Source organism: Microbacterium sp. As-52, from assembly GCF_049949185.1.
Lineage (GTDB): Bacteria > Actinomycetota > Actinomycetes > Actinomycetales > Microbacteriaceae > Microbacterium > Microbacterium maritypicum_A.
Genome location: NZ_CP188171.1, coordinates 2,563,044 through 2,583,281, shown reverse-complemented (window position 1 = coordinate 2,583,281; position 20,238 = coordinate 2,563,044). Strand labels below are relative to the sequence as shown.

The following is a 20,238-nucleotide window of genomic DNA, read 5'->3' as shown; positions in this document are numbered from 1 at the left end:
ACCGCACGTCGGGTTCCTCAGCGGGAGACGGCGACGAGCGCACCCGTCGCGGTGCGACGCGCGGTGCTCTGATGCGGGTCGAGGGTCGGCGCCACCGGTTTCCACGTCTCGCGCCGTACCCGTCGACGCCGCTGCGCGACCGCCGTGTCCATTCCGAGGATCGCGAGCCACCCCATGCCGATGGTGGTCGCGACGAGCTCGAAGATGCTGCCGATGTCCGTGCGGAACTGCAGCAGGGAGAGGATGCCTCCCGCCGCGGCGATCACGGCCGTCGAGATGCCTGCGCCGAGCGACAGCACCCGGAGCGTGCGCCGACCTTCGACGAAGGAGACCTGCAGCATCGCGAACGCGGCCAGGGCGAAGGCGAGCACGGCGACCGTGGTGTGCACCAGGTCCTGCCAGGTGAACGCGGGCCCCACCGGCAGCGGGCACCCGGTCGTGCACGTGACCTGCGAGGCCACCAGGAACAGCGATGATGCCACCGCCACCGAGAACGACGGCGACCAGATGCTCAACCACGGCACCGTCGAACGCAGCCCGCGCGAGGCCCAGGCCACAGCGAAGCCACCGGTGACGAGGAGCAGCAGTGCGAGCTCGAACCATCCCGCGGTCGGCTCGCCGTCGGCTCCGAGTCCGCTCACATACAGGACGCGGTCGATGCTCAGACGGGCGACCCAGATGATGGTCAGCGCGACGGCGACGAGCAGGCTTCCGACGATCGAGGCGACGATGCGGAGAGCGTTTCCGGCGGACGGAGGGGTGGTGTTCTCGGTGGGCATAGGGAGACGGTATGAGCGGAGGGAACCCGGTCGCGTCGGCCCGGAGTGCCCACTGTCGAGGGGCGTCGTACCGAGGTACGACGCCCCTTCGCCGTCGCGATGTGAGGGGAACGACCTCCGCCGAAAGCCGTCGCTTCGCGGTCGCGGGAGGTGTGCGCATGCGAACCTCCCGCCTTCCGCCGACATCGTTCACGACCCCGATGTCCCCGGCCTCGACGAAGATGGAGGGATGAGCGACGTGCTCGACCGTTTCACCTCCGCGACGCAGGACTGGTTCCGGGGGGCCTTCCCCGCGCCCACGCCGGCGCAGGCGGGCGCCTGGAATGCGATCTCCGCGGGCAAGCACGCGCTCGTGGTGGCACCGACCGGGTCGGGCAAGACGCTGTCGGCGTTCCTGTGGGCGATCGACAGCGTGTTCCGGGAGCGCATGGCGGAGACCCCCCCTCCGGCGAAGGGCGAGCCACGCACGCGCATCCTCTACATCTCTCCGTTGAAGGCGCTCGGCGTCGACGTCGAGCGCAACCTCCGCTCGCCCCTGATCGGCATCGGACAGTCGGCCAGACGGCTCGGAGTTCCGGCGCCGGCGGTGACGGTCGGCGTGCGCTCGGGCGACACGACCTCGAGCGACCGACGCAAGCTCGTGTCCGACCCGCCCGACATCCTCATCACGACCCCCGAGTCTCTGTACCTCATGCTGACGAGCCGCGCAGGTGAGACGCTGCGCGGCGTGCACACCGTGATCATCGACGAGGTGCACGCGGTCGCCGCCACCAAGCGCGGCGCGCACCTCGCCGTGAGCCTGGAGCGCCTCGACGCGCTGCGCCGCGCGAACGGCATCGAGACTCCCGCGCAGCGCATCGGACTCTCGGCCACCGTCCGCCCGATCGACGAGGTCGCCCGGTTCCTCGGCGGCTCGGCTCCGGTCGAGATCGTCGCGCCCCCCGCATCCAAGACCTTCGAGCTCGGCGTGGTCGTGCCGATGGATGACATGACCAACCCGCCGCCCCCTCCCGGCGTGCCGGGGGATGCGGCCGATGCCGAGTACTCCGAGGTCACCGGCTCGGTCTGGCCCCATGTGGAGGAGGCGATCGTCGACCGCATCCTGCAGAACAACTCGACGATCGTGTTCGCCAACTCCCGTCGCCTCGCCGAGCGCCTCACCGGGCGTCTGAACGAGATCTACTCCGAGCGGATCGGCGTCGAACTTCCGGCGGCGACCGTACCCGCCGCCATGATGGCGCAGGCCGGAGCGACCGCAGGTGCCGATCCCGTGCTCGCGAAGGCGCACCACGGTTCGGTCTCGAAGGAGCAGCGCGCGCAGGTCGAGGAAGAGCTCAAGTCCGGCGTGCTGCGCTGCGTCGTCGCGACGAGCAGCCTCGAGCTCGGCATCGACATGGGAGCGGTCGACCTCGTGATCCAGGTCGAGGCACCGCCCTCGGCGGCCTCCGGTCTGCAGCGGGTGGGCCGCGCCGGTCACCAGGTGGGCGAGATCAGTCGCGCCGCGCTCTTCCCGAAGCACCGCGGCGACGTGCTGCACACCGCGATCGTGACCGAGCGGATGCTCGCGGGCAAGATCGAGGCGATCCAGGTGCCGCGCAACCCGCTCGACATCCTCGCGCAGCAGACCGTCGCCGCGAGCGCCCTCGGAGCCATCGGGGTCGAGGAGTGGTTCGAGACTGTTCGCCGGTCGGCGCCCTTCCAGGCTCTTCCGCGTTCGGCCTACGAGGCGACGCTCGATCTGCTGGCCGGTCGATTCCCGTCCGACGAGTTCGCCGAGCTGCGCCCCCGACTGGTGTGGGATCGCGATGCCGGCACGCTGACCGGGCGACCGGGAGCGCAGCGCATCGCGGTGACCAGTGGCGGCACGATCCCGGACCGCGGCCTGTTCGGCGTCTTCGTCGCCGGCGAATCGACGGGCGCGCGGGTCGGCGAGCTCGACGAGGAGATGGTCTACGAGTCGCGGGTGGGAGACGTGTTCACGCTCGGTACGACGAGCTGGCGGATCGCGGAGATCACCCACGACCGCGTCAACGTGATCCCGGCCTACGGGCAGCCGGGCAAGGTGCCGTTCTGGCACGGCGACGGGATCGGCCGCCCGTTCGAGCTCGGCGAGGCTCTGGGCGCGTTCTCCCGTGAGGTGTCGGCGGCCACTCCCGAGAAGGCGGCGCAGAGACTGATCGACGCCGGACTCGACGAGCAGGCGCGCGCGAACCTCATGGCGCACCTGACGGAGCAGCGCGAAGCGACGGGCACGCTCCCGACCGACCGCACGCTCACCGTCGAACGCGGTCGCGACGAGGTCGGCGACTGGCGTGTCATCCTGCATTCCCCCTACGGCATGAAGGTGCACGCACCCTGGGCGCTGGCGATCAACGCCCGGGTGCGTGAGCGCCTCGGCGTCGAGGGGTCGGCGGTCGCGAGCGATGACGGCATCATCGTGCGCATCCCCGATGCCGAGGCCGAGCCGCCCGGCGCAGAGCTGTTCGTGTTCGAGCCCGACGAGCTGGAACACCTGGTCACCGAAGAGGTGGGCGGCTCCGCCCTGTTCGCGTCCCGCTTCCGCGAGTGCGCGGCGCGGGCACTGCTCATGCCCCGCATGAATCCCAACAAGCGCACCCCGCTGTGGCAGCAGCGACAGCGGTCGGCTCAGCTGCTCGAGGTGGCCAGGCGCCATCCGACCTTCCCGGTGATCCTCGAGACCCTGCGCGAAGTGCTGCAGGACGTCTACGACCTCCCCTCGTTGCGCACCCTCGCGACGTCGATCGCCGACCGCCGCATCCGCCTCGTCGAGACCGAGCCCGGCCAGCCCTCGCCGTATGCCCGTGACCTGCTGTTCGGCTACGTGGGCGCCTTCATGTACGAGGGCGACTCCCCTCTCGCCGAGCGCAGAGCGGCCGCTCTCTCGGTCGACCCCGCACTGCTCGGCGAGCTGCTGGGCACGGTCGAGCTGCGCGAACTGCTCGACCCCGACGTGATCGCCCAGTTCGAGCGCGAGGCGCAGCGTCTCGACCCCGATCGCCGAGCGCGCGGACTCGAGGGCGTCGCCGACCTGCTGCGGATGCTCGGCCCCCTCGACGCCGACGAGGCGACGGCCCGCCTCGACCCCGAGTCGATCGCCGATACGTCGGCAGCCGCCCTGCTCGACGACCTGATCTCCGCGCGCCGGGCGATCCCCGTGACCATCGCCGGCACGAGCCGGGTCGCGGCGATCGAAGATGCAGGACGCCTGCGCGATGCCCTGGGCGCTGCGCTCCCGACCGGTGTCCCGGTCGCCTTCCTCGAACCCGTCGCCGACCCGCTCGGTGACCTCATCGCCCGCCATGCCCGCACGCACGGCCCGTTCACGACGGATGCCGTCGCCGCCCGGTTCGGACTCGGCGCCGCGGTGGCCCGGCACACCCTGCAGCGTCTCGAGACCGCGGGGCGGATCACGAGCGGCTACTTCCTGCCGGAGGCGGCGGGCAGCGGCGACGCGATCGAATGGTGCGACACCGAGGTGCTGCGCCGCCTGCGGATGCGCTCGCTCGCCGCGATCCGTGGATCGGTCGAACCGGTCTCGCCCGAGGCGTACGCCCGATTCCTGCCGGACTGGCAGCACATCGGTCGCCCCCTCGACGGCGTCGACGGCGTGCTCAGCGTGATCGAGCAGTTCGCCGGCGTGCCGATCCCGGCGAGCGCGTGGGAATCGTTGGTGCTGCCCTCGCGCGTGCGCGATTACTCCCCCGCGATGCTCGATGAGCTGACGGCATCCGGCGAGGTCATCTGGTCCGGACACGGCACGCTTCCGGGGCGCGACGGCTGGGTGTCGCTGCATCCCGCCGACATCGCGCCCTTCACCCTGCCGGAGCGCGACGCCGAGATCGCCTCCGACTCCCTGGAATCACGTATCCTCATCGCCCTCGACGTCGGCGGCGCCTACTTCGCCGGCCAGCTGAAAGAGATGGCCGCGGCCGAGAACGAGCAGTCCGTGCTCGAGGCGCTGTGGTCGCTGACGTGGTCGGGCTACGTCACCAACGACACCTTCGCCCCGATCCGCTCTCTTCTCGCCGGCGGCTCGCAGGCACACAAGGTGAAGCGCCGCGCCCCCCGTGCCCGCACCTACCGCGGCGTGTCCTTCACCGGATCCGCCGCACCGCGGCCCGCGTCGATCGGCGGACGCTGGTCGCTGCTGCCCGCACTCGAGACCGATCCCTCCCGTCGGGCGACCGTCACCGCCGGCCTCCTGCTCGACCGCTACGGCGTCGTGACCCGCGGCGCCGTGCAGGCCGAAGGCGTGCCCGGCGGCTTCGCGCAGGCCTATCGAGTGCTCGCCGGTTTCGAAGAGGCGGGGCACTGTCGCCGCGGCTACGTGATCGAGAAGCTCGGCGCCGCGCAATTCGCCGCCTCAGGCACCGTCGACCGACTGCGCACCTACGCGGGCCTCGCCGATCCACCACCCCGCACGGCCGTCACCCTCGCCGCGACCGACCCCGCGAACCCCTACGGTGCGGCGCTCGGCTGGCCCAAGCTCGACGGGGTGTCGCACCGCCCCGGGCGCAAGGCGGGAGGTCTGGTCGTCCTGGTCGACGGCACCCTGGTGCTCTCCCTGGAACGCGGTGGCCGCACGGTGCTGTCGTTCAGCGATGACGTCGACGTGCTGCGTGCCGCCACCGCCGACCTCGCTGCCACCGCGCGCAGCCGACGCCTGGATACCCTCACCGTCGAGAAGATCAACGGCGAGGGGGTCTACGGCACCGCACTCGCGCTCGCCCTGCAGGAGGCCGGCTTCGTGGCGACGCCGCGCGGATACACCCTCCGCAAGGTCGTCTGAGCGATGCCTCTACGCTGGAAGCCATGATCCGAGAGTTCGCCGCCGGCATCCGTACGCTGCTGCGGGGATTCGGCCTGTGGCGCACGCGGCCCGGCCTCATGGTGCTCGGACTGATCCCTGCGATCATCGCGCTGATCCTGCTCGCCGCCGCACTCGTGCCGCTGATCATCTCGCTGCCGTCGGTCTCCACCTGGCTGACGCCGTTCGCCGAGGGGTGGCTCGAACCGTGGCGCGGACTGCTGCGGTCCGCGGTGAGCTTCGTGATCGTCGCGGCAGCGCTCGCCCTGGCCAGCGTCGTGTTCAGCGCTCTGACCCTGACGATCGGCGACCCGTTCTATCAGCGCATCTGGCACGCGGTCGAGGTCGATCTCGGTGACGCTCCCCCTGCCGACGGCGGCGGCTTCTGGAGCGCCCTCGGCGAAGGGCTCCGACTGGTCCTGCTCGGCATCCTGATCGCGGTCCTCGTGCTGCTGATCGGCCTCATCCCGGCCGTCGGTGGATTCCTCGGCCCCATCGCCGGTGTCGTGTTCACCGGTCGACTGCTCGCACGCGAACTGACGGGCCGCGCCTTCGACGCCCGCGACCTCAACCCCGCCGACCGAGCCGTGCTGTTCTCCGGCAGCCGCGCACGGGTGCTCGGCTTCGGTGTCGCGACCCAGCTCTGCTTCCTCATCCCCGGCGGCGCCGTCGCGATCATGCCCGCCGCCGTCGCCGGCAGCACCATGCTCGCGCGGGACATGCTCACCCGCACGGGAACCGCTGCGCTGCCCACGACGACGACCCCGACGCCGCCCGCGCCCCTCGGGGCTTCCTGATGCCCGAGGGCGACACGGTCTTCCGCACGGCCCGACGCCTCGACGAAGCGCTGGCCGGTGCGGAGGTCACCCGCTTCGACCTCCGCGTCCCCCGGTTCGCCACGCTCGATCTGACCGGGCAGCCCGTGCACGGCGTGGTTCCCCGCGGCAAGCATCTGCTCATGCGCATCGGCGACAGCACACTGCATTCGCATCTGCGCATGGACGGCGCCTGGTTCACGTACCGCCCGGGAGAGAAGTGGCGGCACCCGGCGTTCAAGGTGCGCGCCGTCGTCGGCACACCGCGGAGTGAAGCCGTGGGCGTCGACATCGCCGAGATCGAGGTCGTCGCCACGCGCGACGAGGACCAGCTCGTGGGGTACCTGGGGCCGGATCCCCTCGCCGACAGCTGGGACGCGGCCGAAGCGGTCAGGCGTCTCGGGGCCGATACGCGCAGCATCCATGTCGCGCTCCTCGATCAGCGCAACGTCGCGGGGTTCGGCAATGAGTACGCTGCGGAACTCCTGTTCCTGCGTGGAATCCTGCCGACCACGCCGACGCCGGACGTCGATGTGTCCGCCCTCATCGATCTCGGCGTCCGCACCATCCGCGCCAATCGCGACCGCCGCCACCGCACCTTCACCGGCATCGATCGCCCGGGTCAGGGCACCTGGGTGTACGGTCGCGCCGGACGCCCGTGCCGACGCTGCGGAACCCTCATCCGACGCGGCGAGCAGGGCGCCGATCCGACCCGCGAGCGCGTCACCTTCTGGTGCCCCTCCTGCCAGCGCTGACCACATCCATCCGCGGGAATGAATCCGCCGCTGCCGTGGTTGTTGATATATCCGGAGAACTCCGGAGCACGGGAGGAATCGTGGGCAAGAACTACGTCGACATCGAGAACGACCAGGGCGCGACGCTGCGGTATCGCAAGCACGCGAACGGCCGGGGTCTCGTCGCGCACGGCGCGAAGGTGCACCCGAAAGCGCACATCGAGGCCGGTGCGTATATCGAACCGGGGGCGCGCGTCGGCGCCGGGGCCACCATCGCCCGCGGCGCCTGGATCGACGAGGATGCCGTGATCGGCGAAGGCGCGTTCGTCGACGCGCACGCGCACGTCGGCCACGGTGCGGCGATCGGCGATCACGCCTACGTGGGTGTCCGCACCGACATCGGCGCCGGAGCGCGCATCGTCCGCGGCGCCAGGATCGGCGACGACGAGACGGTCGCCGCGGGACTCACCATCGCGACGGACCAGAAGGGCCTGTGGCTCGCGGCCTGACCGGCCGAGCCCTGAGCCGGCTCACAGCAGGCGCCGCTCCGACGCCCATGCGGTGAGTTCGTGCCGCGACGACAGCTGCAGCTTCCGCAGCACCGATGACACGTGCGTCTCGACCGTCTTGATCGAGATGAACAGCTCCGACGCCACCTCCTTGTAGGCGTACCCGCGGGCGATGAGGCGCATGACCTCCTGCTCGCGCGCCGAGAGCCGGTCGAGCTCGTCGGTCGCGGTGGCGGTCTCTCCGGAGACCGCCCCGAACGCGTCCAGCACGAAGCCGGCGAGTCGCGGCGAGAACACGGCGTCTCCCTCGGCCACCGCCCGCACCGCGCTGCTGACCTCGATGCCGGACGAGCCCTTGGTGATGTAGCCCCTGGCCCCCGCACGGATCACCCGCACCACGTCGGCCGCCGCATCCGAGACGCTCAGCGCGAGGAACCGTGCGCCAGTGGGTGCCGAACCGCGGATCACGGCTTCGCCGCCGGCCGCATCGTCGCCGCTTCCGCCCGGGAGATGCACGTCGAGAAGCACGACATCCGGCTGTGTCGCGCCGATCACGGTGATGGCGGAGGGCACGTCGGCCGCTTCGCCGACCACGTCGACGCCCGCGTCGAGATCGGCACGCAGGCCGGAGCGGAAGATCGAGTGGTCGTCGACGATCACGACCCGGATGCTGTCAGCCACGTTGTTCCTCCCGAGCGGGTGCCGGCCGCGCGGCCGGGCGATCCTGGAGCGGGCCCGTCATGATCCGCAGGTGCACCTCGGTGCCGTTCTCGTCGCTGCGGACCGCTCCGCTGCCACCCGCACGCCGCATGCGCCCGATGATCGACTCCCGCACGCCCAGCCGATCGCTGGGCACGTCGTCGAGGCGGAACCCTGCACCTCGGTCACGGATGAACACGTCGACGCCCGAAGCGCTCCCCTCGATGTACACCGAGATCTCGCCACCCGCATGACGGGCTGCGTTCAGGATCGCCTCCCTGGCGGCCGCCGCGAGCTCCCCGCTCGCACGTTCGGTCGACAGTCCGGCCGAGACCACGTCGATGCGCACCGGATAGTCGAGCTCGAGCGCTCCCGCATAGTCGCGCAGGTCTGTCGGAAGGTCGCTGTCGGCCGGGGCGTCCCCGTCGTAGAGCCACGCACGCAGCTCGCGCTCCTGCGCCCTGGCGAGGCGTGCGGCCTCGCTGGAGGCCCCCGCCCTGTTCTGGATCAGCGCCAGCGTCTGCAGCACCGAGTCGTGCAGGTGCGCGGCCATCTGGCTGCGCTGCTCCTCGCGGATGCGGCGCACGCGTTCACCCGAGAGCTCGCGCCATCGGGGGATCAACGCCGACGACACCACGGCCGCGAGTCCGCCCAGAGGAAGGAGCACGAGTGCCACGCCGGATCTGGCGACGGGCCAGGACAGCAGGATCATGAACAGCAGAGCCAGCAGCAGGATCGAGAGGATCCGGATGCTCATGCTGTGCCGGGGTCCTCGAGCCGTGTCCGTGCGGTCGACCAGCGTGGCCCAGAGCCCGGCACCCGTCGCAAACGCCGCCGTACCGCCCACGACCAGCGCGGCGAGGTCCGGCGGGATCGATCCGCTCAACCAGTCGCTGCCCCCGCGCCAGACCAGCACGACGAGCATCCCCACGGCCGCGGGAGCGAGCAGCAGCCAGGCCACCGGCATCCGCCTCGTCGGCGCGCCCTCCCCCTCCTCCCACGGCGTGAACATCCAGCACCAGGCGTAGAGGAGCACTCCTGCGCCGCCGCACAGGGTGAGGGCGATGAACAGTGCCCGCACGGTCCACACCCGCACGCCGAGATGACGCGCGAGCCCGGTGCTGACGCCGGCGACCAGGCAGTCGCGATCGCGGCTCAACGGCGGGCGCGGCGGTGCCGCGGCACGCGGGGGTCGCGCGGGAACGTGCGCCGAAGAGGACATGTGGCAATCCAATCACCCGCACGTGTGCTCCGGGGGCTCCCCTGCCCGGAATCAGGGTCCGTTCAGGGGTTCCCCCCATGGCAGCAATCCCGCTGTCGCCGCCAGGATCGAAGCATGACGATTCCGACTGCGCCCCCACCCCCCGCCGACCCCGCCGCTCCGGCCGTCGGCGCTCCGGGCACCGACATCCCGCGCGGTGCCGATCGCTTCCTGCTCTGGGTCGCCGGTCTCGGCGTCGCCCGTTCCGAGGGCTGGCTCGGCGGTGTCGCCGCCGGCATCGCCGCCCGCCTCCGCATCGACCCGCTGATCGTGCGGGGTGTGCTCGTGGTCGCGGCCCTGTTCGGACTGCCGGTGATCTTCCTCTACGCCGCCGCCTGGGCACTGCTGCCCGACATCGACGGACGTGTGCACGTGCGCGACCTCCTGCGCCGCGATTACCAGCCCGTGCAGTGGGGCATCCTGGCGATGGGCGTCATCGGCCTGTTCCCGACCGCGCCCCTCGCCGGCCGCCTGTTCGGGCTCGGATACGACGGCTGGTCCGCTCTGTCCCTCATCAGCTGGATCCTCGGGCTGGTGCTCGTCGCCGGCCTGCTCTTCCTGATCGTGCGCGCGGCCAGCCGCACGCCGGGAGCTTCCGCGTCCGATCTGCCGATGGCTTCCGCAGATCAGACGGCCCCGGCCGCGTCCGCTCCCCTCGACGGTTCGGGTACCGCCGAGGGGGCGGACGCCACTCTCTCCACGCAGGCGCTCCCCGCTGCCGACACCGTGACGGAGCCCGCCGCGCCGGATGCCGGGCTCGGGCTGACCCCGCCGGCGCCGCCGGCCCCGCTGCCGCCCGGATCCCAGGACCCTCTCGCCCTCGAGGCGTGGCGCGCCCAGCATGCCGCCTGGAAGGAACAGGATCAAGCGTGGCGGCGCCAGCAGCAGGATGTCGAACGAGCCGCCCGCGACCAGCTGCGCCGGGAGCGCCAGGCTGAGGCCGCCGTGTTCGCCGCGGAGGCGGCCGAGCGCCGCCGCATCCGCCGCGCATCGAACCCGCGAGCGGGCTTCGCCTTCGCCGCGACCATGATCGGCCTCGCCATCATCACGGGCGCCGCCGTCGGTCTCGTCGCCGGTGGGGAAGCCCTCGGCGGGGCACTGGGCCTGCTCGCCGCCGCCCTCATCCTCGCCCTCGGGATGATCGTCGCCGGGGCGTTCCGTCGGCGGAGCGGCTTCCTGGCCTTCGCGACAGCGCTCACGCTGGTGGGCGGACTGGTGGCCGGTGCATTCTCGGCCTTCCCCGGCGTCACGCTCGGCTATGCCTCGATCGGCAACAACGCGCCCGCTCATGTGCGCCAGCCCTTCGGAGATGTGTACGTCACGCTGAACCCGCACGACGACGGCCCCCGGTCGATCGTCGTGGACAAGGGTTCCGGGAACACCTTCATCTATGTGCAGCCGGGAGTGGAGCTCGATCTGCGCGCCACCGTCGATACGGCCACCGTCTCCTGGACGCGGCAGGACGAGGAGAGAGGCGGGATCGTCGACAGCGGCGTCTGGCCCGTCGAGGAACGCGACGGACGCTCATCCGTGTCGGTGAAGATCGCCGCGGAGAACGCCTCGACGACCACGGTCCAGCCGGTCACCATCCATCAGACCAGCGGCGAGATCGCCGTCATCGTCATCGAGCCCGCGAAGGAAGACCAGTGATGAGCACGCCGACGATCACCGAGACGACCACCCCGCCCCGCACCCGTTGGGCCGCCATCATCTGGGGGCTCCTGTTCGCCGCCATCGCGGGAGGTGCCCTCTGGGCGCTCGCCGACGAAGCCCGACGAGAAGCGGTCGCGGACGCGCTCCTGACTCTGACCCCGCCCACGATCATCACGATCCTGCTGCTGACCGCGGGTGTGCTGCTGCTCGTCGGCGGCGCCACGGGACTCATCCGCCGGGCGCAGCGCAAGCTCGCGGCCGCGACCCCCGCTGCGTCGCCGGAGGTGTCGGGGCCGCTCGCCGAGTAGCCTGGTCCCCATGGCGAATCAGGGAAGACGGCCCGCGAAGGGCGCAAGCCGCGGCACACCGGTTCGCCGGAACAAGGCCGCTCCTGCCGAGCGCTTCCCCCCGCAGAAGCCGAAGAAGAAGACCACCAAGGTGGTCTTCGACTCTCCGCAGCCCGAACCCGAGGCACCGCGCACCTTCCGTCTGGGCGCGGTGCCCGGCGCGACGCCCGGCAAGTGGGTCGATGCGTGGAAGCAGCGGATGCCGCACGTTCCGCTCGAACTCGTGGAGATCGAGGCGGCGTCCTCGCGGGCAGCGCTGGACGATCTCGATGCCGCCCTGGTGCGCCTGCCCCTCCTGGACGAGTCGTTGCACATCATCCCGCTCTACGACGAGCTCCCCGTCGTGGTCGCCGCGGCGGACTCGCATCTGATGGCGGCCGATGACCTCACGGCGGCAGACCTGGAGGGCGAGATCGTGATCGCGCTGACCGACGATGTGCTCGGTCCCCTCGATCTCCCGGGCGCACTCCCGGCGACGTTCGCGGCGCTCCCCACCGATGACGCGATCGCGACCGCAGCATCCGGAGTCGGCATCGTGATCGTCCCGATGTCGCTCGCCCGCAAGCACCACCGCAAGGACGCCGACCACCGCATCCTCACGGACGGACCGACCTCGACCGTGGCCCTGGCCTGGCCCCGCGAGCGCACCACACCCGATGTCGAGACGTTCGTGGGCATCGTCCGCGGCCGCACGGCGAACTCCTCGCGCTGACGACCGCGACGGCCGACCGCCGCACGCTCGTTAGAATCTCCTGATGGCCTCGCTTCTCTACATCTGCGTGCGTCCCGAGATCGGGGCGGCGGATGCCGAGCACGCTTCGTTCCGGCGGGCGCTGGGCGTGGACGTGGTCGACCGGCTCGACCTGCTGCAGACGCCGTTGCACATCGAGCGCCTGCGCGGCTACCGCGGCGTCGTGGTCGGCGGCTCGCCCTTCAACGTCTCCGACGCCGTGAAGACTCCGGAGCAGATGCGCGTCGAAGCCGATCTGCGGACTCTCGCCGATGCGGCGATGGCGGCGGAGATCGCGGTGTTCTTCACCTGTTTCAGCATCGGAGTCGTCACCCGCATGCTCGGTGGAGACGTCGTGACCGACACCCCCGAGCCCGCGAGCGCCACCGTGATCGAGACGACCCCCGAGGGCGCGCTCGACCCGGTTTTCGGTCCCAGCGGCTCCGCCCTCACCGTGTTCACCGCGCATAAGGAGAGCGCAGCGAACGTGCCTCCCGGTGCGGTGCTGCTGGCGACGAACGAGGTCTGCCCTGTGCAGGCCTACCGCGTGGGCACGCACCTGTATGCGGCGCAGTTCCACCCCGAGCCCACCCCTCGCGACTTCGCCGACCGGATGACCTTCTACCGCACCACCGGCTACTTCGACCCCGACGAGTTCGACGCGGTGCAGCAGCAGGTGCTCGCCGCATCCGTCACCGAGGGCGCAGCACTCCTGCGCCGCTTCGCCGAGACCTTCGCCTGAGTCGGTCCGCCGGAGTCGCTTCGCCGGCGTCAGCTCGACGCGGAGTCGCGCAGCAGCGCCACGCGCTCGCGCAGGTATGCCTCCAGCGGCATGAATCCACCGGCGGTGCTCCACCGCACGGAGGGCACCGCATCGATGAGGGCGAGCGGACCCGAGGAACCGCCGGCATCCACCGCATCGACGTCGATCACGCTCCACCCCACGTGCACCACGTCGCCCTCGTCGAAGCCGCCGCGCAGGGCCTCGGCACGGCGCTCGGCGCGCTCCCTCGCCGACTCGGCCGTGTAGCCGCGGCGACCGGGGTCGGCGGCGCGCAACACTTCATTCGTGGCCAGCGCATGCGTATCGGTCAGCAGCAGCACGCCCAGGTGCCAGGCCGCGCCGACCCGCACGATGCGACGCCCGCGCCACCGGGAGTCGCGCTGCTCGCCGAGGCCCTCCTTCGGAGCGTCCTTCAGGTCCATCACGGCCTGGGTCAGGAGGGCGGATGCGGTGGTCACAGTTCTCCCTGCGTGGATTCGGCGGCGTGCGTCGGCCCGACGACCTCGGCGCGATCGCCGCGGAGCGTCATGCCGATGAGCGGATACAGCAGCACCGACAGCATGCCGGCCCCGACCAGCGCCGCGGCCGTGCCGGTATCGAGCATCTTCTGGTCGACACCGATGGCCGTCACCGCGACGATGATCGGCAGGCCAGTCGCGGCGAGGAGCCCGAGGGCCGCCCGATCGCGCACGCTCGCACCGTGCGGAACAGAGAGCTGCGCCGCCGATCCACGGATCACCAGCAGGGCGACCAGGAAGATCGGCACCATTGCGAGCGCGGACGACGAGGTGAGCAGCGCCTGCAGGTCGAAGGTGACGCCGGTGTAGAGGAAGAAGATCGGCACGAGGAAACCGAAGGCGATCGCCTCGATCTTGCTCTCGACCTCTTCCGCGTCCTTCTTCGGGGCGCGCGCCATGATGATGCGCCAGATCGCGCCTGCCACGAAGGCGCCGAGCAGCATGTCGAGGTCGAGCATGACGCTGAGGCCGACGAGCGCGGCGATGAGGAGGATCACGAAGCGTACGCCGAACTGGTCGGAGGTGTGCAGCGTGGCGCGCACGATACGGTGCAGCCGTCCATGCGGCACACGATTGGCGAGAAGCACGGCGAGACCGGCGAGCACGACGAAGGTCAAGAGGATCACGGTGGCGATCGGCGTCGTCCGCGTGCTCAGGAAGATCGAGATCGCGATGAGCGGCAGGAACTCGCCGACCGCGCCGATCGCGCTGATCGCACGGCCGAAGGGGGTGTCGAGCTCGCGGGCATCGCGCAGGATGGGCATCAGCGTGCCCAACGCGGTCGAGCTCAGCGCGATGCCGATCACCACCATGCCCTCCCCCGGCGCGAAGAAGAACCCCAGCCCGATGCCCAGCAGGACGCTGAGCAGCCACCCGAGCGATGCGCGCGCCAGCGGCTTGCCCGCGACCATCTTGAAGTCGATCTCGGTTCCGGCGACGAAGAACAGCAGTGCCAGGCCGAAGTCGCTGAGCTTCTCGAGCAGCGGTCCCGGCTCGACCCAGCCGAGCACGGCCGGGCCGACGAGGATGCCGAGCACGAGCTCGAACACGACGATGGGCACCCGCACCACGGGTCGCACACCACGCGCGAGCAACGGCGCGGCGACCGCCAGCAGGGGGATCAGCACCAGACCGAGGTCGCTCGCTTCCATGCTCTCAGGGTAGGTGAGCCCGCCGCCTCGCGGGTGACGCGCTGCGGGTGATCTTTCGCGATTCGCCCGCTCGGCGCATCCACGGCAGAATCGATGCACACCCTCGAGGAGCCCCCATGTCTCAGCCCGATACCGCCCGCCTGCTCATCGCCTGCGACGACCAGCCCGGCATCGTCGCCGCCGTGGCCGGCGTGCTCGCGCAGCACGGGGCGAACATCATCTCGCTCGATCAGCACTCGACCGACTCCGAGGGGGGCCGCTTCTTCCAGCGCACGGTCATCCACCTCGACGGGCTGGCGGCCGCGCGTCCCGCGCTGGAGGCCGACATCGCGGTCGTCGCCGAGCGCTTCCGCATGGAGTGGTCGCTGCATGACGTGGCGCGCCGCAAGCGCGTCGCGATCTTCGTCTCGAAGTACGATCACTGCCTGATGGAGCTGCTCTGGCGCACCCAACGGGGACAGCTCGACATCGACATCACGATGGTCGTCTCCAACCACCCCGACCTGGCGGAGGCCGTCCGCTCGTTCGGGGTGCCGTTCGTGCACATCCCCTCCGGCGACAAGTCCGCGATGGAGGAGCGACAGCTCGAACTGCTGCGCGGCAACGTCGACCTGGTCGTGCTCGCCCGCTACATGCAGATCCTCACCGACGACTTCATCACCCGTCTCGAAGCCCCGGTGATCAACATCCATCACTCGTTCCTGCCCGCGTTCATCGGGGCGAACCCGTATGCGCGCGCCAAGGATCGCGGCGTCAAGCTCATCGGCGCGACCGCGCACTACGCGACCGCCGATCTCGACGAAGGACCGATCATCGAGCAGGATGTCACGCGCGTGACCCACTCCGAGTCGGCGGCCGAGCTGCAGAGCCGCGGTGCCGATGTCGAGCGCCTGGTGCTCGCCCGCGCCGTGCAGTGGCACGCCGAGGACCGCGTGATCGTGCACGGAAAGTCCACCGTCATCCTCTAGAGCAGCGTCTGGCTCGTAGAGCAGCGTCTGGCTCGTAGAGCAGCGTCTGGCTCGCGAGGGTTCCGGTCGCACTTCCTGTCGCTCCGAGGCCGTCAGCGCGGCAGGAACTGCGACCGGAACGCCGCAGAGCGAGCGTCAGCGAGCGTCAGCGAGCGTCAGCGAGCGTCAGGGAGCGGCCGGAACCCCGGCGAGGAGTTCGGCGAACACCTCACCGGCGGTTTCGTGGTGCACGAGCGGCGCGGCCTGCCCCATCCACAGCGACTGCAACGCGCCCAGGTTCTGCTCGCCGGCCGCCGTGCGAAAACGTCCGGTGAGCCAGTTCTGCATCGGGAACGGCGCGATCGTGCCGCTCGCCTCGATCGCCCGCACCACGCGGTTGCGCGCGCCCCGGGCGAGGCGTCCGCTCATCGCGCGCGTGAGCACGGTCTCGTCGGCGGCGGTCGAGCGGATCGCGTCACGGTGCGCCTGGTTCGCCGCCGACTCCGCCGTCGCGAGGAAGGCCGTACCGACCTGCACACCGGCGGCGCCCAGAGCGAACGCCGCGGCCGCGCCGCGCCGGTCGGCGATGCCTCCCGCGGCGATCACGGGCACGTCGACCGCATCGACGACCTGCGGGATCAGGGCGAACGTCCCGACGAGCGACTCCTCGGCAGGGCGCAGGAACGACACCCGATGACCGGCGGCCTCCGCGCCGGTGGCGACCACGGCATCCACTCCTGCTGCGGCGAGCGCGACCGCCTCCGCCACCGTTGTCGCCGTGCCGACGATCCGGACGCCGCGACGTCGGGCCCCCTCCACCAGCGCGTCGGAGGGCACCCCGAACACCACGCTCAGCACCGCGGGGTCGATCTCCCAGATGGCGTCGAGCTGCTCATCGAGGGAGGGCGTATAGCGCTCGGGTCTTCCGGGAACCTCGACCCCCACGGCTTCGTAGAAGGGCTCAAGTGCCTGCGCGAACACCGTGTGCTGCGGGTTCGGTTCGACCTCATCGCCTCTGGGCAGCCAGATGTTCACCGCGAACGGTCGATCGGTCAGGGAACGCAGCTCGGCCCCGGTCGCGCGGATGCGATCGCCGTCGTAGCCGTACAAGCCGAACGATCCCAGTCCGCCCGCATCGCTCACGGCCGCGGTGAGCGCCGTCGAGGAGAGCCCGCCGAAGGGGCCGAGGATGATCGGATGATCGATGCCGAGCAGGGCGCGCAGGTCACTCATGCTTCGACGTTACGCCCGCGGCGCAGGTATCGTCCCCGTTCGGATCGCGCGAACGGTTGCATTCGAGCCGCCGATGCGACGCTTCGCGCGATTCGAAGCCGGGGCGAAGCGCCGACCCCGGTGATACCCTCGTCGCAGGGAGGAGCGCGCACATGAGCGAGTGGTTCGGGCAGATGCTGAGCTTCGTCGCGACCGCGCTCGGTCTCGTCTCGATGCCCGACGCGGCGGCTCTCGGCCTCGCGATCGCGCTGCTCGCCGTGACCGCCCTCACGCTCGCCATCGTGCTGAGCGTGCGCCCCGGAGCCACAGCCGACGCCCCGCATCCGCTGCGCGCGATCGACGTCGGCACCCTCCTCACGCAGAGCGATCCCGATGCCGCGGGGCATCCGCGCCCTCGGGCGCCGGGAGTCGCGACCGCCGCGTAGTCCGTTCACACGATGGGATCACGCGGCTTTCGCCGACCCTTCCCGACGCCACGAACGGACACCCGCATGGACATCTTCGCCTTCCCCCCTCTCGCCGCCCTCCTCGACGCCGCCTACGGCGCCCTGACCGGGCTCTCCGACCTCCTCACACCCCTCGCCGGTGCCTCTGCGGCCGCCCTCGCGGTGGTCCTCGTCACTCTGCTGGTGCGGGCGCTCCTCATTCCCGTCGGCATCTCCCAGGCCAAGGCCGAGCAGACCAGGGCGCGCCTCGCCCCGAAGCTGCGTGAGCTGCAGCGCCGCCACAAGAAGAACCCCGAGCGCCTGCAGAAGGAGACGCTGGCGCTGTACAAGGCCGAGAACACGTCGCCGTTCGCCGGGATGCTTCCCGTGCTGGCACAGGCCCCGGTCGTCGGCATCCTCTACACGCTGTTCCTCCGACCGGAGATCGCGGGGCACCCGAACGAACTGCTCGCACACGACCTGTTCGGTGCGCCGCTCGGGACGAGCCTGGTGTCGGCGCTCTTCGGCGGCACCGCGACCCCTGCCACGTTCCTCGTCTTCGGCGCGCTGCTGGCGGTGATGATCATCACCGCCGAGATCACCCGTCGCGTCTTCCGTCCGGCACCGGTGGAGGGCGACGATTCTCCGCTGAACTCCCCCGCCATGCTGCGCGTCGTCTCGGCGATGCACTACCTCACCGCCGTCTTCGCCGCGTTCGTCCCGCTCGCTGCCGCGCTGTATCTCACGGTCACCGTGGTGTGGACGCTCGTGCAGCGTGTCATCCTGCGGCGGCGGTTCCCGCTGCCGACGCCCGCGGTCAGTCGGGCAGCGGTATCGGCGCGGTGAAGGGGCCGGAGGGGCCGCCGTCGCGACGGTCCCTCCGTACGCCGAGCGTGGTGCCGACGCTCGCGGCGATCACGAGCCCGACGGCGAGCATCCGCAGCGGTGTCGCGTCCTGCCCGAGGATGAGCCACCCGGCGAGGGTCGCGAACGCGGGTTCGAGGCTCAGCAGCACCCCGAACACCCGCTGCGGCAGACGGCGCAACGCCGCGAGTTCGAAGCTGTAGGGGATCACCGACGACAGCACCGCGGTGATCGCCGCGAGCAGCAGGAGCTGCGGGTCCATCGCGACCGTCGATGCGGCGGGGATACCGACCGGGATGAGGAGCACGGCCGCGACCACGAGGCCCATCGCCAGTCCGCTGCTCCCGGGGATCAGCGCGCCGACACGGGCGCTCATCCGGATGTACATCACCCAGAAGCCGGCGGCGATGAGGATGAACACGACCCCGAGCGGATCGAGCGGCTCGGCGCCGATCATGCCGTCGATGCCCAGGACGACCATGCCGAGCAGGGCGACCCCGACCCAGGCGAAGTCCGCGAGCTTGCGGGTGAGCACGGCGGCGAGCACGAGCGGACCGAGGAACTCGATCGCGACGGCGGGGCCCAGCGGGATGCGATCGATCGCGGCGTAGAAGAAGCCGTTCATCGCGGCGAGCGAGACACCGAAGAGCACCGCGGCGAGCCACTGCGGGCGGGTCCACTTCCGCGGTCGCGGGCGCACGATGACGACGAGCAGGATCGCGGCGATCGCGACGCGCAGCGAGGTCACGCCCCACGGCCCGAGCACGGGGAAGAGCTGGGCCGCGACCGCGGCCCCGAAAGGGAGCGAGAGGCAGGAGCCGATGACGAGCGCGACCCCCACGAGGGGACTGGACGCGGCGGGCTTCTGCACCAGACAAGCTTAGGCGGCGGCCCCCGGCCGGACCGCCGCCTCGACGCAGATCAGAGAGCCTTGCCGCCCGTGACCGCGATGACCGATCCGGAGGTGTACGACGACTCGGACGATGCCAGGTACACGTACGCCCCGGCCAGTTCTGCCGGCTGTCCCGCCCGGCCCAGCGGGGTGTCGTCTCCGAAGGTCGCCAGCCGCTCGGCGTCCCACCCGGTCGCCGGGATCAGCGGCGTCCAGATCGGCCCGGGCGCGACGGCGTTGACCCGGATGCCCCTGGTTCCTGCCTCCTCCGCGAGCGCCTTCACGAACGCCACCTGCGCCGCCTTCGTCATGGCGTAGTCGATCAGTCCCGGCGAAGGGTTGTACGCCTGGACGGACGCGGTCACGATGATGCTCGCTCCAGGCTCGAGCTGGGGGTAGGCCGCCCGTGCCGAGAACAGCATTCCCGCGAGGTTGGTGTCGAACACCCGGCGCATCCGCTCCGTCTCCAGGTTCTCGAAGCCGTCGATGTCGTGCTGGTAGCCGGCATTGAGCACGAGCACATCGAGTCCGCCGAGCGCACTCCGCGTCCCCGCCACGATCTCGGTCGCGAACGCCTCGTCCCGCAGGTCACCGGCGAAGCCCACTCCGGTGCGTCCCGCCTCGCGGACCAGGGCGAGGGTGTCCTCCGCGTCGTCCTGCTCCTCGGGCATGTGCGCGATCGCGATGTCCGCGCCCTCGCGTGCGAAGGCGATCGCCACGGCCCGCCCGATGCCCGAGTCTCCGCCGGTGATGAGGGCGCGGCGTCCGTCCAGGCGACCGTGGCCGACGTAGGTCCGCTCACCGTGGTCCGGTTCGGGCCTGGTCTCCTCGGTCAGTCCCGGCTGGTCCTGGTGCTGTGCGGGGAAACCCTCCTCGCGGTGCGCGTGCCGTGGGTCGGTGGTGTCGTCGGTCATGGCCGATCCTCCTCGTCTCGTCGGACGTGTCGTCGTCGGAGCAACCCTCCCCGATCGTCCCGTCCTTCGTCAGGGGGTTGACAGATCTCGCCGTTCGCCAGGGTGCCGTCGATGTCCGGGGCGCAACGCCGAGACCCACCGACGGATGCTCCGCG

Annotated in this window: 19 protein-coding genes; 11 read left to right on the top strand and 8 right to left on the bottom strand. The window is 71.1% G+C overall.

The genetic code is table 11. The features are described 5' to 3' along the window. Positions 1 to 17: 17 nt before the first annotated feature. Positions 18 to 779: a DUF998 domain-containing protein gene (locus tag ACLFA2_RS12405; protein ID WP_426621394.1), complete on the bottom strand. Its 762-nt coding sequence runs from the start codon at positions 777 to 779 to the stop codon at positions 18 to 20. A 229-nt stretch (positions 780 to 1,008) separates the two neighbouring features. Between ACLFA2_RS12405 and ACLFA2_RS12400 the strand changes: the two genes are divergently transcribed. The 4 genes from ACLFA2_RS12400 (at position 1,009) to ACLFA2_RS12385 (ending at position 7,665) form a co-directional block, all read left to right on the top strand. Beyond that, positions 1,009 to 5,589, top strand: coding sequence for an ATP-dependent helicase (locus ACLFA2_RS12400; RefSeq protein WP_426621393.1), 4,581 nt, complete (start codon positions 1,009 to 1,011; stop codon positions 5,587 to 5,589). A 23-nt stretch (positions 5,590 to 5,612) separates the two neighbouring features. Continuing rightward, on the top strand, positions 5,613 to 6,404 hold the full coding sequence (locus tag ACLFA2_RS12395) for an EI24 domain-containing protein (RefSeq protein ID WP_426621392.1): 792 nt from the start codon (positions 5,613 to 5,615) through the stop codon (positions 6,402 to 6,404). Then, on the top strand, positions 6,404 to 7,177 hold the full coding sequence (locus ACLFA2_RS12390; RefSeq protein ID WP_167255543.1) for an Fpg/Nei family DNA glycosylase: 774 nt from the start codon (positions 6,404 to 6,406) through the stop codon (positions 7,175 to 7,177). The genes ACLFA2_RS12395 and ACLFA2_RS12390 overlap by 1 nt, the downstream gene beginning before the upstream one ends. An 80-nt stretch (positions 7,178 to 7,257) precedes the next feature. Beyond that, positions 7,258 to 7,665 (top strand): DapH/DapD/GlmU-related protein, encoded by a 408-nt coding sequence (locus ACLFA2_RS12385; RefSeq protein ID WP_017829277.1) that lies wholly within the window; start codon positions 7,258 to 7,260, stop codon positions 7,663 to 7,665. A 21-nt stretch (positions 7,666 to 7,686) separates the two neighbouring features. On the opposite strand, the gene ACLFA2_RS12380 is transcribed toward ACLFA2_RS12385, so the two are convergent. After that, complete coding sequence (locus ACLFA2_RS12380) at positions 7,687 to 8,346, bottom strand: LuxR C-terminal-related transcriptional regulator (RefSeq protein ID WP_021201190.1); 660 nt, start codon at positions 8,344 to 8,346, stop codon at positions 7,687 to 7,689. Further along, the gene (locus ACLFA2_RS12375) at positions 8,339 to 9,586 is read right to left on the bottom strand and encodes a PspC domain-containing protein (protein WP_426621391.1); all 1,248 of its coding nucleotides are present in this window, start codon (positions 9,584 to 9,586) and stop codon (positions 8,339 to 8,341) included. The genes ACLFA2_RS12380 and ACLFA2_RS12375 overlap by 8 nt, the downstream gene beginning before the upstream one ends. Before the next feature lie 114 nt (positions 9,587 to 9,700). Here ACLFA2_RS12375 and ACLFA2_RS12370 point away from each other — a divergent pair, with 114 nt between their 5' ends. From ACLFA2_RS12370 to ACLFA2_RS12355, 4 genes are read left to right on the top strand one after another with little or no spacing between them, the layout of a single operon-like run. Continuing rightward, entirely contained in the window at positions 9,701 to 11,275 is a 1,575-nt protein-coding gene (locus tag ACLFA2_RS12370; protein WP_426621390.1) for a PspC domain-containing protein, read from the top strand. After that, on the top strand, positions 11,275 to 11,586 hold the full coding sequence (locus ACLFA2_RS12365; RefSeq protein WP_021201192.1) for a hypothetical protein: 312 nt from the start codon (positions 11,275 to 11,277) through the stop codon (positions 11,584 to 11,586). The genes ACLFA2_RS12370 and ACLFA2_RS12365 overlap by 1 nt, the downstream gene beginning before the upstream one ends. 10 nt (positions 11,587 to 11,596) lie before the next feature. Beyond that, positions 11,597 to 12,337: a LysR family transcriptional regulator substrate-binding protein gene (locus ACLFA2_RS12360; RefSeq protein WP_036271716.1), complete on the top strand. Its 741-nt coding sequence runs from the start codon at positions 11,597 to 11,599 to the stop codon at positions 12,335 to 12,337. Positions 12,338 to 12,380: 43 nt separating this feature from the next. After that, positions 12,381 to 13,097 (top strand): glutamine amidotransferase-related protein, encoded by a 717-nt coding sequence (locus ACLFA2_RS12355; protein ID WP_029267484.1) that lies wholly within the window; start codon positions 12,381 to 12,383, stop codon positions 13,095 to 13,097. A gap of 29 nt (positions 13,098 to 13,126) precedes the next feature. On the opposite strand, the gene ACLFA2_RS12350 is transcribed toward ACLFA2_RS12355, so the two are convergent. Beyond that, a complete protein-coding gene (locus tag ACLFA2_RS12350; RefSeq protein ID WP_167255539.1) occupies positions 13,127 to 13,597 on the bottom strand; it encodes a glutaminase in 471 nt (156 codons plus the stop codon). Then, positions 13,594 to 14,808 (bottom strand): cation:proton antiporter, encoded by a 1,215-nt coding sequence (locus ACLFA2_RS12345; protein ID WP_029259989.1) that lies wholly within the window; start codon positions 14,806 to 14,808, stop codon positions 13,594 to 13,596. The genes ACLFA2_RS12350 and ACLFA2_RS12345 overlap by 4 nt, the downstream gene beginning before the upstream one ends. Before the next feature lie 116 nt (positions 14,809 to 14,924). On the opposite strand from ACLFA2_RS12345, the gene purU reads away from it, so the two are divergent. Beyond that, positions 14,925 to 15,776 carry a formyltetrahydrofolate deformylase gene (purU, locus tag ACLFA2_RS12340; RefSeq protein WP_021201197.1) on the top strand — a complete coding sequence of 284 codons (852 nt, stop codon included), beginning with the start codon at positions 14,925 to 14,927 and terminating at the stop codon, positions 15,774 to 15,776. Positions 15,777 to 15,941: 165 nt separating this feature from the next. Here purU and ACLFA2_RS12335 read toward each other — a convergent pair whose 3' ends face one another. After that, positions 15,942 to 16,988: an NAD(P)H-dependent flavin oxidoreductase gene (locus ACLFA2_RS12335; protein WP_426621389.1), complete on the bottom strand. Its 1,047-nt coding sequence runs from the start codon at positions 16,986 to 16,988 to the stop codon at positions 15,942 to 15,944. A 152-nt stretch (positions 16,989 to 17,140) separates the two neighbouring features. On the opposite strand from ACLFA2_RS12335, the gene ACLFA2_RS12330 reads away from it, so the two are divergent. Both ACLFA2_RS12330 and ACLFA2_RS12325 read left to right on the top strand, forming a co-directional pair. Then, on the top strand, positions 17,141 to 17,413 hold the full coding sequence (locus ACLFA2_RS12330; RefSeq protein WP_029259987.1) for a DUF6412 domain-containing protein: 273 nt from the start codon (positions 17,141 to 17,143) through the stop codon (positions 17,411 to 17,413). Between the two features lie 66 nt (positions 17,414 to 17,479). Further along, positions 17,480 to 18,259, top strand: coding sequence for a YidC/Oxa1 family membrane protein insertase (locus tag ACLFA2_RS12325; RefSeq protein ID WP_347123486.1), 780 nt, complete (start codon positions 17,480 to 17,482; stop codon positions 18,257 to 18,259). Here the strand turns inward: ACLFA2_RS12325 and ACLFA2_RS12320 are convergent. Both ACLFA2_RS12320 and ACLFA2_RS12315 read right to left on the bottom strand, forming a co-directional pair. Beyond that, on the bottom strand, positions 18,231 to 19,148 hold the full coding sequence (locus ACLFA2_RS12320; protein WP_029259985.1) for an EamA family transporter: 918 nt from the start codon (positions 19,146 to 19,148) through the stop codon (positions 18,231 to 18,233). The two genes, ACLFA2_RS12325 and ACLFA2_RS12320, sit on opposite strands and share 29 nt — an antisense overlap. Positions 19,149 to 19,198: 50 nt before the next feature. After that, entirely contained in the window at positions 19,199 to 20,083 is an 885-nt protein-coding gene (locus ACLFA2_RS12315) for an SDR family oxidoreductase (RefSeq protein WP_167255533.1), read from the bottom strand. Positions 20,084 to 20,238: the final 155 nt, after the last annotated feature.

Excerpts from the sequence above, each read along its gene's own strand:
- ACLFA2_RS12405 (WP_426621394.1), bottom strand. The coding sequence starts at position 779 with ATGCCCACCGAGAACACCACCCCTCCGTCCGCCGGAAACGCTCTCCGC.
- ACLFA2_RS12400 (WP_426621393.1), top strand. The coding sequence starts at position 1,009 with ATGAGCGACGTGCTCGACCGTTTCACCTCCGCGACGCAGGACTGGTTC.
- ACLFA2_RS12395 (WP_426621392.1), top strand. The coding sequence starts at position 5,613 with ATGATCCGAGAGTTCGCCGCCGGCATCCGTACGCTGCTGCGGGGATTC.
- ACLFA2_RS12390 (WP_167255543.1), top strand. The coding sequence starts at position 6,404 with ATGCCCGAGGGCGACACGGTCTTCCGCACGGCCCGACGCCTCGACGAA.
- ACLFA2_RS12375 (WP_426621391.1), bottom strand. The coding sequence starts at position 9,586 with ATGTCCTCTTCGGCGCACGTTCCCGCGCGACCCCCGCGTGCCGCGGCA.
- ACLFA2_RS12370 (WP_426621390.1), top strand. The coding sequence starts at position 9,701 with ATGACGATTCCGACTGCGCCCCCACCCCCCGCCGACCCCGCCGCTCCG.
- ACLFA2_RS12365 (WP_021201192.1), top strand. The coding sequence starts at position 11,275 with ATGAGCACGCCGACGATCACCGAGACGACCACCCCGCCCCGCACCCGT.
- ACLFA2_RS12360 (WP_036271716.1), top strand. The coding sequence starts at position 11,597 with ATGGCGAATCAGGGAAGACGGCCCGCGAAGGGCGCAAGCCGCGGCACA.
- ACLFA2_RS12355 (WP_029267484.1), top strand. The coding sequence starts at position 12,381 with ATGGCCTCGCTTCTCTACATCTGCGTGCGTCCCGAGATCGGGGCGGCG.
- ACLFA2_RS12345 (WP_029259989.1), bottom strand. The coding sequence starts at position 14,808 with ATGGAAGCGAGCGACCTCGGTCTGGTGCTGATCCCCCTGCTGGCGGTC.
- purU (WP_021201197.1), top strand. The coding sequence starts at position 14,925 with ATGTCTCAGCCCGATACCGCCCGCCTGCTCATCGCCTGCGACGACCAG.
- ACLFA2_RS12335 (WP_426621389.1), bottom strand. The coding sequence starts at position 16,988 with ATGAGTGACCTGCGCGCCCTGCTCGGCATCGATCATCCGATCATCCTC.
- ACLFA2_RS12330 (WP_029259987.1), top strand. The coding sequence starts at position 17,141 with ATGAGCGAGTGGTTCGGGCAGATGCTGAGCTTCGTCGCGACCGCGCTC.
- ACLFA2_RS12325 (WP_347123486.1), top strand. The coding sequence starts at position 17,480 with ATGGACATCTTCGCCTTCCCCCCTCTCGCCGCCCTCCTCGACGCCGCC.
- ACLFA2_RS12315 (WP_167255533.1), bottom strand. The coding sequence starts at position 20,083 with ATGACCGACGACACCACCGACCCACGGCACGCGCACCGCGAGGAGGGT.